This window comes from Pedobacter sp. Leaf194, from assembly GCF_001423945.1.
Taxonomy (GTDB): Bacteria; Bacteroidota; Bacteroidia; order Sphingobacteriales; family Sphingobacteriaceae; genus Pedobacter.
In genome coordinates this window covers 454,044-469,462 of sequence record NZ_LMPU01000009.1, presented here as the reverse complement: position 1 = coordinate 469,462, position 15,419 = coordinate 454,044, and the positions used below count along the sequence as shown (strand labels likewise).

16 protein-coding genes are annotated in these 15,419 nt (G+C 39.5%); 3 read left to right on the top strand and 13 right to left on the bottom strand.

All coding sequences use genetic code 11. The annotated features are described in order from the left end of the window. Window positions 1-36: 36 nt before the first annotated feature. The 7 genes from ASG14_RS12380 to ASG14_RS12350 all read right to left on the bottom strand — a co-directional run bounded on the left by ASG14_RS12380 (window position 37) and on the right by ASG14_RS12350 (window position 6,537). The gene (locus ASG14_RS12380) at window positions 37-534 is read right to left on the bottom strand and encodes an SRPBCC domain-containing protein (protein ID WP_056871359.1); all 498 of its coding nucleotides are present in this window, start codon (window positions 532-534) and stop codon (window positions 37-39) included. Beyond that, window positions 524-850: a helix-turn-helix transcriptional regulator gene (locus ASG14_RS12375; RefSeq protein ID WP_056871770.1), complete on the bottom strand. Its 327-nt coding sequence runs from the start codon at window positions 848-850 to the stop codon at window positions 524-526. The genes ASG14_RS12380 and ASG14_RS12375 overlap by 11 nt, the downstream gene beginning before the upstream one ends. Window positions 851-1,298: 448 nt before the next feature. Beyond that, window positions 1,299-1,589, bottom strand: a complete 291-nt coding sequence (locus ASG14_RS20705) for a YdcF family protein (RefSeq protein WP_369817228.1) — start codon at window positions 1,587-1,589, stop codon at window positions 1,299-1,301. Between the two features lie 44 nt (window positions 1,590-1,633). Next, entirely contained in the window at window positions 1,634-1,762 is a 129-nt protein-coding gene (locus ASG14_RS20615; RefSeq protein WP_255352799.1) for a hypothetical protein, read from the bottom strand. A gap of 633 nt (window positions 1,763-2,395) precedes the next feature. Continuing rightward, on the bottom strand, window positions 2,396-4,444 hold the full coding sequence (locus tag ASG14_RS12360; RefSeq protein WP_056871357.1) for a TonB-dependent receptor: 2,049 nt from the start codon (window positions 4,442-4,444) through the stop codon (window positions 2,396-2,398). A 90-nt stretch (window positions 4,445-4,534) separates the two neighbouring features. Continuing rightward, complete coding sequence (locus tag ASG14_RS12355) at window positions 4,535-5,866, bottom strand: sorbosone dehydrogenase family protein (RefSeq protein WP_056871356.1); 1,332 nt, start codon at window positions 5,864-5,866, stop codon at window positions 4,535-4,537. An 83-nt stretch (window positions 5,867-5,949) separates the two neighbouring features. Continuing rightward, the gene (locus ASG14_RS12350; protein WP_157274912.1) at window positions 5,950-6,537 is read right to left on the bottom strand and encodes a hypothetical protein; all 588 of its coding nucleotides are present in this window, start codon (window positions 6,535-6,537) and stop codon (window positions 5,950-5,952) included. Between the two features lie 362 nt (window positions 6,538-6,899). Between ASG14_RS12350 and ASG14_RS12345 the strand changes: the two genes are divergently transcribed. Next, entirely contained in the window at window positions 6,900-9,119 is a 2,220-nt protein-coding gene (locus ASG14_RS12345; protein WP_056871354.1) for an NADP-dependent isocitrate dehydrogenase, read from the top strand. 79 nt (window positions 9,120-9,198) lie between these two features. On the opposite strand, the gene ASG14_RS12340 is transcribed toward ASG14_RS12345, so the two are convergent. The 3 genes from ASG14_RS12340 to ASG14_RS12330 form a co-directional block, all read right to left on the bottom strand. After that, window positions 9,199-9,504 (bottom strand): putative quinol monooxygenase, encoded by a 306-nt coding sequence (locus ASG14_RS12340; protein ID WP_056871353.1) that lies wholly within the window; start codon window positions 9,502-9,504, stop codon window positions 9,199-9,201. Between the two features lie 16 nt (window positions 9,505-9,520). Next, window positions 9,521-10,201, bottom strand: coding sequence for a type 1 glutamine amidotransferase domain-containing protein (locus ASG14_RS12335; protein WP_056871769.1), 681 nt, complete (start codon window positions 10,199-10,201; stop codon window positions 9,521-9,523). Window positions 10,202-10,319: 118 nt separating this feature from the next. Further along, the gene (locus tag ASG14_RS12330; RefSeq protein ID WP_056871352.1) at window positions 10,320-10,889 is read right to left on the bottom strand and encodes a Crp/Fnr family transcriptional regulator; all 570 of its coding nucleotides are present in this window, start codon (window positions 10,887-10,889) and stop codon (window positions 10,320-10,322) included. Window positions 10,890-11,127: 238 nt separating this feature from the next. On the opposite strand from ASG14_RS12330, the gene ASG14_RS12325 reads away from it, so the two are divergent. Continuing rightward, the gene (locus ASG14_RS12325) at window positions 11,128-11,535 is read left to right on the top strand and encodes a hypothetical protein (protein WP_056871768.1); all 408 of its coding nucleotides are present in this window, start codon (window positions 11,128-11,130) and stop codon (window positions 11,533-11,535) included. A 66-nt stretch (window positions 11,536-11,601) separates the two neighbouring features. Here the strand turns inward: ASG14_RS12325 and ASG14_RS12320 are convergent, their stop codons facing one another. The 3 genes from ASG14_RS12320 to ASG14_RS12315 form a co-directional block, all read right to left on the bottom strand. Continuing rightward, entirely contained in the window at window positions 11,602-13,434 is a 1,833-nt protein-coding gene (locus ASG14_RS12320; RefSeq protein WP_056871351.1) for a DNA polymerase III subunit gamma/tau, read from the bottom strand. A gap of 109 nt (window positions 13,435-13,543) precedes the next feature. After that, a complete protein-coding gene (locus ASG14_RS20610) occupies window positions 13,544-13,675 on the bottom strand; it encodes a hypothetical protein (protein ID WP_255352798.1) in 132 nt (43 codons plus the stop codon). Between the two features lie 85 nt (window positions 13,676-13,760). Then, complete coding sequence (locus ASG14_RS12315) at window positions 13,761-14,633, bottom strand: AraC family transcriptional regulator (RefSeq protein WP_056871350.1); 873 nt, start codon at window positions 14,631-14,633, stop codon at window positions 13,761-13,763. A gap of 171 nt (window positions 14,634-14,804) precedes the next feature. Here ASG14_RS12315 and ASG14_RS12310 point away from each other — a divergent pair, with 171 nt between their 5' ends. Then, window positions 14,805-15,398 (top strand): hypothetical protein, encoded by a 594-nt coding sequence (locus ASG14_RS12310; protein ID WP_056871349.1) that lies wholly within the window; start codon window positions 14,805-14,807, stop codon window positions 15,396-15,398. Window positions 15,399-15,419: the final 21 nt, after the last annotated feature.

The following is a 15,419-nucleotide window of genomic DNA, read 5'->3' as shown; positions in this document are numbered from 1 at the left end:
TAAAATTGGTTGTTTTTTATCAAGTATTGCGTACTATTACTTAGCGGAGACACTAAGTAATTTTTCCAGATTTTCGACAGAAGCAGTGAAGCCTTCTTTAAAGCCCATGTCAATCATTCGCTCTAAACGCTCCAGAGATTCATTATAAATGGTAAGATTTATGCTGGTAATGCCATCCTGCTCCGCAAAATTGTAGTTCCATTCAGAACCAGGCAGTTCTGGCCGCTCATTTTCATCTGCGAAGGCATTGAGCATTTTAAAATTGGTTTTGGGCGTTATAGAAGTGTACTCCTGAATCGACCAACGCTCGTGGCCTTCCGGACTAACCATTGCATAAAACCTTTTCCCACCGACTTCGAAATTCATATATTTCGTTTTAGCTTTCCAGGGCTTTGGTGCCACCCATTGGTCGAGCAAGTTGGCCTTAGTGAAGGCATCCCACACCAAATCCAATTCAGCATCAAATTCGCGATTTATAACGACTGTTTTCGTTTTCTTGTCGACAGTAAAATCAAATAATAGCTTATTTTTCATTGTTTTGTTTCTTTAGTATTGATAAGACATCATCTAGTTGGTTAAATCTCGTTTCCCAAATCTTTCTCAGCTCATTTATCCATTTATCTATTTCCTGCATTTTCTCAATTTCAAGCGAATAATAAATTTCCCTGCCTTGCTGTTCCTGCTTTACCAGCTGGCATTCGCTTAGAATGCGAAGATGCTTGGAAACTGCCTGGCGGGTTGTGTTGAAATTTTCGGCTATCGCATTGGGTGTCATTGCCTGTAAGGCAATTAAGGTTATAATTGCTCTTCTGGTTGGGTCGGCTATGGCCTGGAAAATATCTCTTCTCATCGAAAATGAATTTACGAAACTATTCGGTTGCACAAATATATATGCAACTATTCGGTTTCGCAAATTTTTAAGGTGATATTTTGCCTTTATTTTTCTGTAGTAGAAAATGCGCAAGTAGGAGGCAGCAAAGAACGTTTTCTTGGCGTTATAATGGGGTTTACGAATCAGCTGGAAACTTTTTTAAATCGCTGATTGCGTTTTTTATGAATAACTCTTTATTTATTTTGACATCTTTTAGTAACGCTTTCCGTTCTTCAGGAAGTGTAAAATACTTCTCTGCCGACAAATTTATTTCAATCATAATGGGCAACAAATCAATTCCTTTGGCTGTAAGTTTGTATAAAACCTTCGCTTTGCTTTCCGGATGTTTTGATTTTCTGATTGTACCATGCGCACCCTAAATCTGCGCTCCTTAACCCTTATGTTGGTAGCAAAGAAATTTACCTACTTAACCAAGATGTTCTGTGTAATAAGCAACGAACTCTCTGAAGGATGAGTAGAAATCTCTGAATTCAAAATATCGTGGACTTATACTGCTCACGTTTGGAAAATTTGCTTTTCTGAACAGCATTTTGGTTCTGGTCAGATGGAAATACTGTGAAATAACAAGAATACTTTTAAAGTGCAAACTGTCTGTCAATTTAATTGTGTTTTTAACCGTTGCGAGTGTGTTATTGCCGAAATTGTCCACGAAGATAACGCTGTCAGGCACGTTTTTTTTTATTAGATACGCTTTCATTTTATCGCCCTCATAAAACCCCTCTTTTCCAAGTCCACCACTTACTAGTATTTTTTTACGCGGCCGGAACGATAGACGTTCACGACACATTCCATACGTTTTTCAAGTCTTACCGAAAGCGTTCCATCTTCATTTACCTTGCTGCCCAGAACGACAGCGAGGTCGGCTCGCATTTTTTTGTCTCTCAAGCCGTCAACAGTTATGAAAGTCAAATGTCCACCTATCCATAATAGTAGGATTAAAATAAATATTTTGACTGTTGGTTTGAGGGTTATCATGAAAGTTAGCTAAAGTAGTGGGGCTTCGCGTTGGGGAAGATAATCAAAATAAAAAGCTCCTTTTCGTATTTTTTAATTTAGAACTGGTGCTGAATTTACAGTTTTGGTCGGTGGAGGTAAATTCGTACTAGCGGTCTTGCTAAATTGTCAACCAGAACCTGCAACGACGAAAATATCTGTCACATTGCTCCTTTACTTTTTTAAGATCATAAGGTGCTTAATTCGTTCTACGGGTTTACAAGACATTCAAATCTGGCTAAATCTACCGTTTTAATTATTTCATCGTGAAGGATATTTTCCATATGTAACAGATGCAGCGTCAATAAAATTTATATTTCCTGGATTTCCAAAAAAAAATAGCTGTTAAAAATTTTTACTCAAAGGCAATTTGTTGCCGTGATTGTCCATCGCCTTTTTTAGTGGTTGTTTAGCATTACATTTCTAAGGTCATCATTTTATTGTCAGTTCCGTTATCATCCGGTAATCAATGTAAATGTTTTATGAGATGCATCTATCCCAAAAAACCATTTAAAGTTTTGCCGAAAATCCTATATAAAAATTTCTCGTCGCAGCCGGATTAAAGAACCGGTTATTCGCTGCATTCAGGTCATTTCCCAAACTGTAATTTTCATTAAGTAAGTTGTTTATTCCAGCAAAAACCTCCATTTGAGCGCTTGCGATTTTTATATTTCTTTTCCCGGCTTTTACCTCAATAAGGTTATATTTTCTAGCGAATGCTGTATTTGCGTCATTCAGGGGAATTCGGTCTGTGTAATTATGCTGGACGAATAGGTAGTAATGATTTTTAAATGCCATTTCCAAACTGCTCACCAATACATTTTCGGGCACACCGGTTAATTTATTGCCGGAAAAATTATCATTACCGCTGCTAAAATTCTCGAATCGATAGTGGTTATAAGTATAATTGCTGCGAAATTGTAGGTTTTTTAAAAGGTCGTCACCGTTTTGGATCAGCCAAAAGCTCGTTTCCAACTCAATTCCTTTTTGTTTTGTACCACCCGCATTAATGAAATATTCTGAGCCATCAGCATTTAGCCGTCTGACAATGGCCTCATCCAGGGCATAGTGGTATAAATTTGCATTCGCATAGAATCGATTATTCATCGTTTTGAAACGTAATCCGGCTTCATAATTCCAGCCTTTTTCTGCCTCAAGGTTGTTATTTATCGTATTATCGGACGAACGAACTTCGGCAAGGGTCGGGGGCGAATAGCCTTTACTGGCCGAAAGTCGGATTGATAGTTCAGGCTTCAGTAAATAAGAAACCGCAAACTTCGGCATCAGTTGTTCTGCAAACGTTCGCTTTTGTTTTGCCACGAGCATCGGGAAAAAACGCTCGTAATTGTAGTTAAAAAAGTTTATGCTAGATGCCACTTCAATGAGTAACTTACTTTGTATGTCGAAGTTGAATCGTAAAAAAGCAAAGTTTTGCTTTGCGGTTAGGTCATCATTTGCCGTAATGTCCGCAGGCTCGCCGGCATTGTTCCCGAAGTTTTTAACCTGCGTTCTGGTGTCTGAGCTTTCTAAGCCGCCTTGTGCATTCCATCTGAAAGTGCTGGTATTTTGGGCGAATTCTAGAAATGTCCTTAAACCTAGAGTGCGCTCGTATCGCTTCTCGTAATTGGTTATAAATGGATTTTTAAAATCAGTGTATGAAGTAAACAACGCAACTACGTGCCTGAAGTTTTTGTCGATTTGGTAAGTATTGGAAAGGCCCGCGAACGCCGTTTTGTTGTATATAGCAGCCTGCTGCGCGACGGCGCCAGGTATCGTTGGCGTGGCTGGTCGCGCCTGTTTTGGGTTTTGTTCCATTTGCGCTGCGGTCAGACCGCCTGGCGTTTTGTAAAACAAGTCGCTATAAAACACGAAAGCTTTTAGAAATCCCGATGGATTATAGTTCCATTCCTGCGTGGTTTGAAAATACTTTCTGTCCAAAGCACTGTTCTCCCGATACCCTTCACTTTTTTGATAACCCTGAATAAAGCTGAAATTGTAATTCTTGAAACGGTGCTGTACGCTCGCCGTTTGATGCAACAAACCGTAAGACCCACCACTCAGCGACGCTTCAATTTTGTTATTTATTTCAGGCGTACTTACTAAAACAGCGCCTCCTGTGTTTGCGCCGAAAATGCTGGCATCAGGTCCTTTATAAATTTCTACCGCACCCAGAGCGCTCGCATCTAAAAGATTTAAATAAGTATTCCCCCCCGCATCTGTTAATGGGAAATCATCTAGGTAAATCTTTATGTTTCGAATGCCAAAAGGCGACCTCAGTAAGCTTCCGCGGAGCGATAAACGATAACTCCCTGGCGAGCGCTCTTCCATCCGCACCCCTGCAGCCGAATTAAACGCGCTTACTAAAGCAGTATTAGGCTGGTTTTTAATTAAATTGCTATCAATTAAACTTACTGCAGATACTGACCGGATGATAGGCTGTGAATTATAATAACCCTTGATAACAACATCATTCAGTTTTTTAACAGAATCGGTAACGGTATTTTGGGCTTTGGCGGTCAATGCAATACACACGCAAATTATGGAAGCAGTTAATTTCAATCAGATTATCTTAAAAATGGTTACAAAAATGAATTCGCAGACTACTTGACAAAATTACAAATAACCTGCAAATACCTTTTTAGAATTGTACTATTTCGTTGCTACTTTCCATATAATTCCACTCACATCATCGGCCACGAGCAGTGCGCCGTCAGGCGTTAAGGTCACGCCAACCGGGCGGCCATAAACATCGCCTTTATCAGCATCCGCGATAAATCCTGTTAAAAAATCTTCTGGTTTACCAATTGGTTTGCCATTTTTAAAAGGCACGAAGGCGACCTTATATCCTGATAAGGCAGAACGGTTCCAGGAGCCGTGCTGACCAATAAATGCACCACCCTGATATTTTAAAGGAAATTTGTTGCCTTTATAAAATGCTAATCCTAAAGAAGCGGTATGCGAGCCGACTGGAACGTCGGGAACAATTGCTTTTTTTACAAGGTCAGGGTTTTTACCTTTCATGCGGGGATCTTCATTCTGACCATAATAGGAGAACGGCCATCCGTAAAAAGCCCCTTGCTTCACGCTTGTAATATAATCCGGAACAAGTTCATCGCCTAATCCGTCCCGTTCGTTAACTGCTGTCCAAAGCATATTGGTGCCAGGTGCCCAATCAATGCCAACCGGATTGCGCAAGCCACTTGCGTAAATTCTTTCGCCGGTTCCGTCAGGATTGACCTCAAGAATATTTGCACGCCGTTTCTCATTTTCCATTCCGTTTTCACCAACGTTACTGCCAGAGCCAACGGTAATGTATATTTTCGTTCTGTCAGCATTAGTCAGCAAATTTCTTGTCCAGTGGTTATTATAGCCACCTGCAGGCAAACTCAAAATTTTCTTACCATTTCCGGTAATTTTGGTGTCGCCGCTCTTATATGGGTATTGTAAAAGTCCATCGGTATTGGCAACATAAAATTTGTCGCCTATAATTAGCATGCCATAAGGTTGGTTCAATCCGTTTAGAAACGTTGTCACCGTTTCTGCTTTTCCATCTTTATCAGCATCGCGGTACAATAATATTGTGTTGGAACTTTTCCCCGGAACCTCAGATTTTGATTTGCCGGTAACTGCGCCCGCAACTGATTCTGCTGCGCTTCTTTCCGAATTGCTCAAGGCAACTAAAACATCACCGTTCGGGGCTATGTATGTATTTCGTGGGCTTTTAATGCCCGAAGCAAATCTGGTTACCGTGAAACCTTCAGGTGCTACCGGCATTTTATTTTCGGGCCAGCCAATTACCTTGCTAAACTTATTTTTCGCAGCCTTTTCATCCGGCGCAGGAAGTGCCAAATCTGCAGTATAGGTTTTTACGGTGGTGTCATTAGCAAGGCTATCTGAACCATTTGCTGAATTCGATTTAGATTGACAACCGGCAAATACCGCCGATGAAATCAAGGTCACATATATAATGTCTTTTTTCATACAGTTATTATTGAGCAATAGAATTGATTGTTACTCCATTACAACAGCAAACAGGAAAGTATGTTTTGACGGATTTGAACTTGTTAAAGTAGCCTGTAAGTAATCCCAAATCTTATCATTCTGGCATGAACAGCCTCATTTAGCCCGCCGATAAGATCTCGTTTAAAGTTCGCTAATCGAAACGAATAACCGGAGTATATGCCAAATTTTTTAAGATTGACGGCTAACTGTAAACGCGCTCTTATATCCGTGCCTATCGTTTTACGGTCTTTATCAGAAAAATATTCTTTGTCGTTAGCAGCTAAAGCATCACCTTTTTCATAGATATTTAATATTAAAGCCAAGTCTAAACCGCCGGTTAAATCTACAGTTGTTTTTCCTTTTCCAAATCTGTAGCCAACGTTTGGATGCAGAATCAGCGCATTTGCATTTAAAAATGTTTGCCCGGAAGCAGACAAATCTGCGGCAAAACCAGCTGGATTCACATTAGAAACACGAATGATTTTTGTTTTAGCGCTTAATCTTTCAAAGCCTAGATCAAAACCGGCAAGTAAGCTGCTGTTAAAAATATATTTTGAATTCAAAGAAATTCCATAACTCAATGTAAATCCTCGTCCGTAGGGATTATTAGTGTAGTTAAATTCTTGACCGCTTACAGTATTTGTATTCAAATAACTTGTGGCAGCTGCCCCCGGACCGCTATAACTAAACCAACCGGAATTTACAGCTACTGATAAGTCAGCCTTTTTGAGCGAAGGTATGTTGTGAAATTAGGAGCAAAAAAATTAAAGCAAGGATGAAATTCTTCATTTTCGGAGCATGTTTTAAAGTAGATTTGTTAAATGTACAAAAAATGGAAAATTAAATTAATAGTATGAGTTTAGGTCTGAAATGAACGGATTTTGCAGGATAAATAACAATGCAATGTTCCTTAATTCAATCGATTCTTTTATCTTTAGGCGATTTTAAAAAAGGGGATTTCTAGATAAAATTCCATTGTTTCATCAAATAATTAGTAAAAATCAAATATATTATGTCAAATACATCAAAAATCATCTATACCAAAACAGATGAAGCGCCAATGCTGGCTACCTATTCGTTGTTACCTATTGTGCAGGCTTTTACCGCGTCAGCAGGTATTGATGTAGAAACCAGAGACATCTCCTTAGCGGGAAGAATTTTGGCAAACTTTCCCGAGTATTTAAATGAGGACCAAAAAATTGGAGATGCTTTGGCAGAGCTTGGTAGTTTAGCAACAACGCCGGAAGCAAACATTATAAAATTGCCAAATATTTCAGCGTCTATTCCACAATTGGTTGATGCAATTACTGAATTACAATCTCAGGGCTTTGCAATTCCAAACTATCCGGATAATGCGCAAAGCGAGGAAGAAAAAGCGATAAAAGCTAAATATGCGAAGGTTTTGGGCTCGGCCGTAAACCCAGTTTTACGAGAAGGTAACTCAGATAGAAGAGCGCCTAAAGCAGTTAAGAATTATGCTAAAACCAACCCTCATTCTATGGGCAAATGGTCTTCAGATTCTAAAACTAAAGTAGCAAGCATGAGCGAAGGTGATTTCTATGGCTCGGAAAAATCTGTAACCATTACAGATGCAACGCAGTTTAAAATAGAGTTTGTTGCTGCAGATGGCACCGTAAAAGAATTGAAAGCCCTTGCACCTTTAAAGGCAGGTGAGGTGATCGACAGTTCTGCACTGAGTCTATCGGCATTGAAAACTTTTGTTGCCAAAGAAATTGAGGAAGCGAAAGCAGCAGGCGTTTTATTATCTGCGCATTTAAAGGCGACGATGATGAAAGTATCAGACCCGCTTATTTTCGGGGCAATTGTAGAGGTATATTTTGCAGATGTTTTTAGGAAATATGCTGATCTGTTTAAAGAATTAAATGTTGATACAAGTAATGGTTTGGGTGACGTTTATGCAAAAATTGCAGGCAACCCTAAACAGGCAGAAGTTGAAGCAGCCCTAGCCGGAGCGATTGCAAATGGACCGGCACTGGCCATGGTAAACTCTGATAAAGGCATAACAAATTTACATGTGCCATCTGATGTTATCGTAGACGCCTCCATGCCGGCAATGATTCGTACCTCTGGCCAGATGTGGAACGCAGAAGGTAAACCTCAGGATACCATCGCATTAATTCCCGATCGTTGTTACGCCGGTGTTTACACAGCAACAATCGAAGATTGTAAAACACACGGTGCTTTTGATGTAACGACCATGGGATCGGTTCCAAATGTTGGTTTAATGGCTCAGAAGGCGGAAGAGTATGGTTCTCACGATAAAACTTTTCAGGCTACAGCCAGCGGAACAATCCGTGTAACCGACGCAGCTGGTAAACTATTCTTCGACCAAAAAGTGGAGAAAGGCGATATCTTCCGCATGTGCCAAACTAAAGATGCGCCAATTCAGGATTGGGTTAAACTGGCTGTAAACAGAGCCCGTTTATCAGAAACGCCTGCGGTTTTCTGGTTAGATGAAAAAAGAGCCCACGATAGGGAAATCATTGCCAAAGTAAATACTTACCTGAAAGATCATGATACGACAGGATTAGACATTCGCATTCTTGCGCCAATCGAAGCCACGAAATTTACTTTGGAACGCATTCGTAAAGGTGAAGATACCATTTCTGTAACGGGCAACGTTTTGCGTGATTACCTTACAGATTTGTTTCCGATTTTAGAACTGGGAACATCAGCTAAAATGCTTTCTATTGTTCCTTTAATGAATGGTGGTGGTTTATTCGAAACCGGTGCTGGTGGTTCTGCTCCGAAACACATTGAGCAGTTTATCGAAGAGGGTTACCTGCGTTGGGATTCGTTAGGCGAATTTTTAGCGCTTCAGGCATCTTTAGAGCATTTATCGCAAACTCAAAACAATGCAAAAGCACAAACTTTAGCTGATGCACTGGATGAGGCGAATGCAAAATTTCTTGCTACTGATAAATCTCCCGGCAGAAAATTAGGCACAATTGATAACCGTGGTTCTCACTTTTACCTGGCTTTATATTGGGCAGAAGCATTAGCTGCACAAACAAAAGATGCTGAACTGCAGGCTAGATTTGCACCTTTAGCAAAAGCTTTAACAGAAAACGAAAGCAAAATTAATGAAGAGTTAATTGGCGCACAAGGCAAGCCTCAGGAAATTGGCGGTTACTATAACCCAAATGATGATTTGGCAAGTAAAGCCATGCGACCAAGTGCAACTTTAAATGATACACTGGCTTCTTTATAAGTAAAATACGAATAGCTAAAAATCCCTTCCGAATCTGATTCGGAAGGGATTTTTTATTTAAACCATTCTTTGTTTTTAATTAGACGCCGATAGGCTTTGTGAGAACAACGGCTCTGCTATCCAGCAAAGGAAGAATTTTCCCGACAACTAAATCTTTATAATGTGCGGAGTCCCGATGTTCGTCTATTGCTGCTTCATTTTCATAACCTTCAAACAAAACGATGGTATTTGTATCGGCAATGCTTTGATGGATGCTGTAAAACAGGTTTCCAGGTTCCTTAACACTCTCGGCTGATACAGTTTCCAGTAACGCTAATACCGATTCTACGCTTCCTTCTTTAACTTTCCATGTGGCAAATACATGGATTGGATTTTGATTTTTCATTTCCTTTTTGATAAGATTACGCCTCAACCAGTTCTAATATTTCAATCATTTTTTCTGCTACAGCCTTAGCTGAGGCAGGATTTTGACCCGTTACCAGGTTTCCATCGGTAATACTATTTTCAGACCATGGCGTCGCCGCGTGAACGATTGCGCCCTGGGCAGTCAGCGCTGTTTCCAATAAAAAAGGGACATCTGCTTTTGCATAATTTTCTTCTTCTTCATTAGTAAAGCCGGTAACGTTTTTGCCGTTTACAAGGTAAGAGCCGTCGTTAAGCTTAACATTTAATAATGAAACCGGACCGTGGCAAACCGCACCCAAAACCGCATTGCGCTCGTAAGTTTCTGCAAGTATTTTTTTAAGCAAGGGATGTTCTGCCATATCAACCATTGGTGCTAATCCGCCGGGAATAAAAACAGCGTCGTACACACCTGCATTCACTTCCGAAAGTTTCGTTGCTTTTTGCATGGCTGCCCAACCTTCACCTGTTAAAAATGCAAGGTTTGCCGGGTCGTTTGCGAGGTTCACGGCATCCAGGTAAGGTGTTTCGCCAGTTAAACTCGCAAAGTCGATAGTGTAACCTGCCTTTTCAAATTCAGCATATGGGTGCGCAACTTCTGGTAAGAAAATGCCGGTTCTTCTTTTGCTTGCGCCTATTTCGTGCGCATTTGATACAATAATTAAAATGTTCTTTTTCATGACTTTAATGTTTATGATCAGTGTTTTTGTTTTCTGATTCAAAACTAGCACATCAACATGCCTCGGTTAAAGGAGGCAAGTCACAAAAAAAGTGTGACTGAAATCACACTTACAATTTTTATTTATTGGCTGAGTAGAGTCGACTAAGTGTTTCGCGACTAACGCCGAGGTACTCTGCAATGTATTTTTTGGGAATTCGCTGCATCAAATCGGGGTAAAGCTTCGCGAATTCTTCAAACCGTTTTTGCGGGTTGCTGGATAACAAGGCTACAATCCTTTTCTGCTGTGCCACGTATGCATTAGTGAGTTTCACCCTAAAAAAATGTTCCATACCATGAAGGTTTTCCGATAATTTTTCACGTCCTTCAAGCGTAAGGCACAACACCTCGCCAGCCTCCATGCAAATCACGTTTGTGCTGGCAGGCAATTGTTTAAAATATGCAACATAGTCAGAGAGCCACCAGTTTTCTGTAGCAAACTGAATAATATGTTCTTTCCCGGAAGCATCAAGGTAAAAAGCTCTGAAAACGCCACTGAGAATTAAAAACTCAAATTTTACCTGCTCATCTTCCTGAATCAGATGTTGATGCCTTTTCACCTTTTTCAAGGTAAAAAAAGTTTTGATGTGCTCAAAATCTTCATCGCTGATGTTTGTGATGTCCTTAATGTGTGCTTTGAGTTTCTCCATATTGCCGGCCTAAATTTAAAAATTTTCAATGGTAACTTGCTTATTTCTCAATCGGACAAACACATCTTCAACGCTTATAACACGATATGTTTGTTTAATTTCATTTTTCCGGTTAATTAACTGACAAATCAGCCGAGGCAACTTTAAATTTTATACTAATTGGTGGATTTATTACCTCGATAAAAAACCATACTGGCCTATGCTTGTTATATCTCTAAATAAAAAAGGAGATAAAAAAATGAATACGAACGAAAATAAAGGCTCACAAGATAAAATACACAGCACAACAGAAAACAGCGAAATCAATAAAGAAAATTTATCTTTTGATGAGCATAAGCAAAGCTATGAATTTGATGTAAAAGGCAAGGACGAGGATTACGACCATCCAATGGGCTACGAAACTGTATCGGCCGGTGCTGTTGATGATGACTCGACTTACGATGAAGCAAATCCATACGTTGGTGATGAATATGCGAGAAATGAAGAAATTGCGGACGATAATTTAGAGGAGCTGGGCATGCATGTAGATAATGGCGAAAGTGTGAAGTTAAGTGCTGAGGATGAAATTTTAGCCCGCACACCAGAAGACAACCGCGACGATTTGGACGAGGAAGGCTATCCAATTAATGACGAGCCGTTGAAATAACCGATTGTTTTAGTTTGTTAATGATATAGAAGCAGGGAGAAGTTCCTGCTTTTTTTATGAGGAGAATTATGGATTTACATCTAAATTGAAGCGGCGCCTAAGCTCATCAAGTTTCGGATTTTTATTTACCAGATAGTCATATTTCTCCCGGTTACCGTAAAGCCGGTTTTCAATTTTCCGCTCCATTTGTTTGTATGTAACCTCAATTCCGAAATTCTTTAGCTCATTTCGTAAGTAGTTTAGCAACTCTACAGATTCTTTCTGCACAAACTGCTCCTGCGTTTTGCTTTCTACAGAGATTTGGATAACCTCCGGATTGAGTAACGTGGGTGCAAAATTATTTAAAATGGTAAACAGGTTAATTTTATCGGCGGCTTTTAAAATCTGGATGTAGTTATTCCAAACTTCCAGCAATCTTTCATAGGTAAAGTTTTCTCTTGCCTCACCGGTAACTTTTTTTGGGCCTGAATCTTCTTCGCCACTGGCAACACGCTCCAAATCATTCAGCGATGGAATAAGGGTGCTTGCCGGATTCGCTTTCGGGATATTTATGCTTATCGACGTTGCAGGCGGTATGGTTGCAAGTCTCGGCGTATCAGCAGGTTTTCCGTTTGTAGCAAACGGTTTAGCATTGGCGTCGTGGGCAGGTGGAGATACCTGTTGTGGCGAAGCCGAAAAAGGCTGTTGACTACCTTCAGCCGTTAATTTTGCACCTTCAACCTTACTTACATCAGTTTTTTTTTTATCCTGATCTTGGTCAGTTGCTGTGTTATTAGTAGTTATAGGTTGCTGCGCCAGCTGGACGACTGACCGGATATGGCACATTTTTATCAGTGCCAGCTCTACCTGCAAGCGCTGATTTTTAGAATTTTTGTAGTTTAAATCGCAACTGTTGGCCAAATTTAAAGCCGTAAGTAAAAACGACAGTTCCGTTTGGCGACATTGTTCAAGATACTTTTGTTTGATGTTTTCGCTAACCTCCAGAAGTTTAATCGTTGCGGCATCTTTACCAACCAGCAGGTTACGAAAATGCGTTGCGAGTCCGTTGATAAAGTTATTGCCATCAAAACCGTTATTTAAAATTTCATCAAATAACAGTAATGTGTTGCTCACTTCCGCCGAGGTTAAATAAGAAGTAAGTTTAAAAAAATAATCGTAATCTAAAATATTAAGGTTATCAATTACCGCTTTATAAGTAATGTTCTTATTTGCATAACTCGCAATCTGGTCGAACATGGATAAGGCATCCCTTAAGCCACCATCAGCCTTTTGCGCAATAATGTGCAATCCGTCGGTTTCAAAAGCAATGTTTTCACGTTGTGCTATCGTTGCCAAATGGGTCGAAATGTCTTCAACCTGAATGCGATTGAAATCAAAAATCTGGCAACGCGATAAGATTGTTGGCAGGATTTTATGTTTTTCTGTGGTTGCTAAAATAAAAATAGCATAAGAAGGAGGTTCTTCAAGTGTTTTCAAAAAGGCATTGAATGCACTTTGAGATAACATGTGAACCTCATCAATGATGTATATTTTGTATTTTCCGGCTTGTGGTGGTATTCTAACTTGCTCAATCAGGCTACGGATATCATCAACAGAATTATTTGATGCCGCATCCAGTTCGTGAATGTTAAATGAATGGCCGGTTTGAAATGACACGCAGTTCTCGCAGGTGCCGCAGGCCTCCATGTCGGCCGTAGGATTGGTACAATTTATGGTTTTCGCAAGGATACGTGCACAGGTTGTTTTACCAACGCCCCGTGGTCCGCAGAACAAGAAGGCCTGCGCAAGCTGATTATTTTTGATGGCATTTTTTAATGTTCCGGTAATATGTTGCTGACCAACAACGGTTTCGAACGTTGCGGGGCGATATTTACGGGCAGAAACAATAAAATTTTCCATCGGCACGAAAATAGGAAAATTTTACGGAGTTAAAATGTCGAAAATTTGAATGTTGAAAAGTTGGCCAGGCTAAACTTACCGAACCGTTTTTTGCGGCCTAAATCGCGGTTTACATCGGGTATCCATTAAGAGTTCCGTTTTTCAGGGGTTCGTTACGAAGCTGATAAACGAAAATGCCTGTTATGAATACTGCAATTAACAGGAAGATTATAAGCCAGTCGAATTTACTTAGGTTTTTCATAAGAAATAATTTACTACAAATGATAACCAAGCTGATTTACTTAAAGTTTTTTCAAATTTGAATTGGATGGTTTTTCACTAATCTCCTATTTAATTACCGCTTTTAACTCATTCCTATATTGTGAAGCGCTCTTTCCGGTAAATTCTTTGAACAATTTATTAAAATGACTAAAGTTATTGAAACCACTTTCGAAGCAGATGTTTGAAATCGTTGTTGGTTTTTCTGCTAAAAGTTTCGATGCGTGAACAATGCGATACTCATTCACAAATTTGGTAAAAGTCTTTTTTGTTATCTTTTTAAAATAGCGGCAAAACGATGGAACAGTCATGCTGGCCATATCTGCAACGTACTCCAAACTAATTTCCTCCAAAAAATGGTCTTTAACATAATTGAAAATCATGTTAATCCGATCATTATCCTGAACCTGCAACTCCAGGGAAAAATTTTGTGCATTCAAAAGTTTGTAATCAGAAGCCTGCTCCAATTCCCGCAGTACGCCAAGCAAGGCCAGCAGTTTTTCAAGCGGCCAGGCGTTATGCATCTTTTCCAATGCCGGTCCAACGAGCTTCATGGTGTCCTTTCCGAAGGCAATTCCGTATTTTGCTTTTTCAAATAAATTTGCAATGCCTTTTGTTTCTTTAAGCGTTAAAAATTCCGTGCCTAAAAAGTTCGGTTTCATTTGCACAACAACCTCGGTTTTATTGCCAGTGCTGGTGTCGGTAAAGCCACAGTGCGGCAAATTACTTCCAATTAAAATTAAATCGCCATCCGTATAATAGGACACATGGCTGCCGATTTGCCGCTTGCCAGCACCGCCATTTACAAATACCATTTCAATTTCAGGGTGGTAATGCCAAAGGTGGGCTTTGTTGTTTTCATTCTCTATATATTTCGAGTAATAAAAAGAGCTGCCAAATGATGGTTCAACAACTTCAAAACTTGGTCTTATTTTCTTCATTTATATCCAAATTTAACCATTAAATTATGCTTAATTGTTTATTTAGTATCACATTAGGTAATTTAAGGTTAATATAGCATACTAATTGGAGAATATTCAATCGCCTTAGCCTTTAAAACACGAGTATCTTAGCATCATCAAATAATTACAAACCCATAAAAATTATTGATTATGAAAAATTTACTAAAAATCAGCCTTCTTGCAGCAACAATGTTCACGGCTTCAGTAACATACGCAAACGACGGCATTTATACACTGAATGTGAAAACTGACGAGGCAAAAACAATCCGTTTCAGCATCGACGAAGCTTCAGATGTTAACCTTTCTATCAGAGAATTAAATAATCAGGTTTTGTTTGAAGAGAACATTCACTCTTCAGGTGCTGCTTCAAAGAGTTATGATTTAAGCGCACTGCCAAACGGAGAATATTTACTTAACGTAGAATCTGGTGCTAAACTTGCGAGTTACACAATCGTAATTGCGAACAACAAAGCTGTAGTTTCGGCACCAAAAATCACTCAGTTGCTTAAACCTGTGTTTGTTCAGGAGAAATCGATTTTAACGCTTTCTTTGGATAATGCCGATAATGGTCCGGTAGAAGTTCAGATTCTAAATGAATACAATGAAGAACTGTATAACGAAACTTTTACGGATAAAGCTAAGCTTGTGAAAAAATTTAACACCGCTAAAACTTTCGGTAAAGAATTAACTTTCGTTGTTAAATCTAAAAATCAGGAAGTTTCCAAAACTATCGCAATTCGCTAATTTCGTTAAATATTAAAGTTA

What these genes read in the sequence shown, in the direction of transcription:
- ASG14_RS12335 (WP_056871769.1), bottom strand. Translation starts at nt 10,201, where the DNA reads ATGAAAAAGAACATTTTAATTATTGTATCAAATGCGCACGAAATAGGC.
- ASG14_RS12375 (WP_056871770.1), bottom strand. Translation starts at nt 850, where the DNA reads ATGAGAAGAGATATTTTCCAGGCCATAGCCGACCCAACCAGAAGAGCA.
- ASG14_RS12340 (WP_056871353.1), bottom strand. Translation starts at nt 9,504, where the DNA reads ATGAAAAATCAAAATCCAATCCATGTATTTGCCACATGGAAAGTTAAA.
- ASG14_RS12325 (WP_056871768.1), top strand. Translation starts at nt 11,128, where the DNA reads ATGAATACGAACGAAAATAAAGGCTCACAAGATAAAATACACAGCACA.
- ASG14_RS20705 (WP_369817228.1), bottom strand. Translation starts at nt 1,589, where the DNA reads ATGAAAGCGTATCTAATAAAAAAAAACGTGCCTGACAGCGTTATCTTC.
- ASG14_RS12320 (WP_056871351.1), bottom strand. Translation starts at nt 13,434, where the DNA reads ATGGAAAATTTTATTGTTTCTGCCCGTAAATATCGCCCCGCAACGTTC.
- ASG14_RS12355 (WP_056871356.1), bottom strand. Translation starts at nt 5,866, where the DNA reads ATGAAAAAAGACATTATATATGTGACCTTGATTTCATCGGCGGTATTT.
- ASG14_RS12310 (WP_056871349.1), top strand. Translation starts at nt 14,805, where the DNA reads ATGAAAAATTTACTAAAAATCAGCCTTCTTGCAGCAACAATGTTCACG.
- ASG14_RS20615 (WP_255352799.1), bottom strand. Translation starts at nt 1,762, where the DNA reads ATGCGAGCCGACCTCGCTGTCGTTCTGGGCAGCAAGGTAAATGAAGAT.
- ASG14_RS12345 (WP_056871354.1), top strand. Translation starts at nt 6,900, where the DNA reads ATGTCAAATACATCAAAAATCATCTATACCAAAACAGATGAAGCGCCA.
- ASG14_RS20610 (WP_255352798.1), bottom strand. Translation starts at nt 13,675, where the DNA reads ATGAAAAACCTAAGTAAATTCGACTGGCTTATAATCTTCCTGTTAATT.
- ASG14_RS12330 (WP_056871352.1), bottom strand. Translation starts at nt 10,889, where the DNA reads ATGGAGAAACTCAAAGCACACATTAAGGACATCACAAACATCAGCGAT.
- ASG14_RS12380 (WP_056871359.1), bottom strand. Translation starts at nt 534, where the DNA reads ATGAAAAATAAGCTATTATTTGATTTTACTGTCGACAAGAAAACGAAA.
- ASG14_RS12315 (WP_056871350.1), bottom strand. Translation starts at nt 14,633, where the DNA reads ATGAAGAAAATAAGACCAAGTTTTGAAGTTGTTGAACCATCATTTGGC.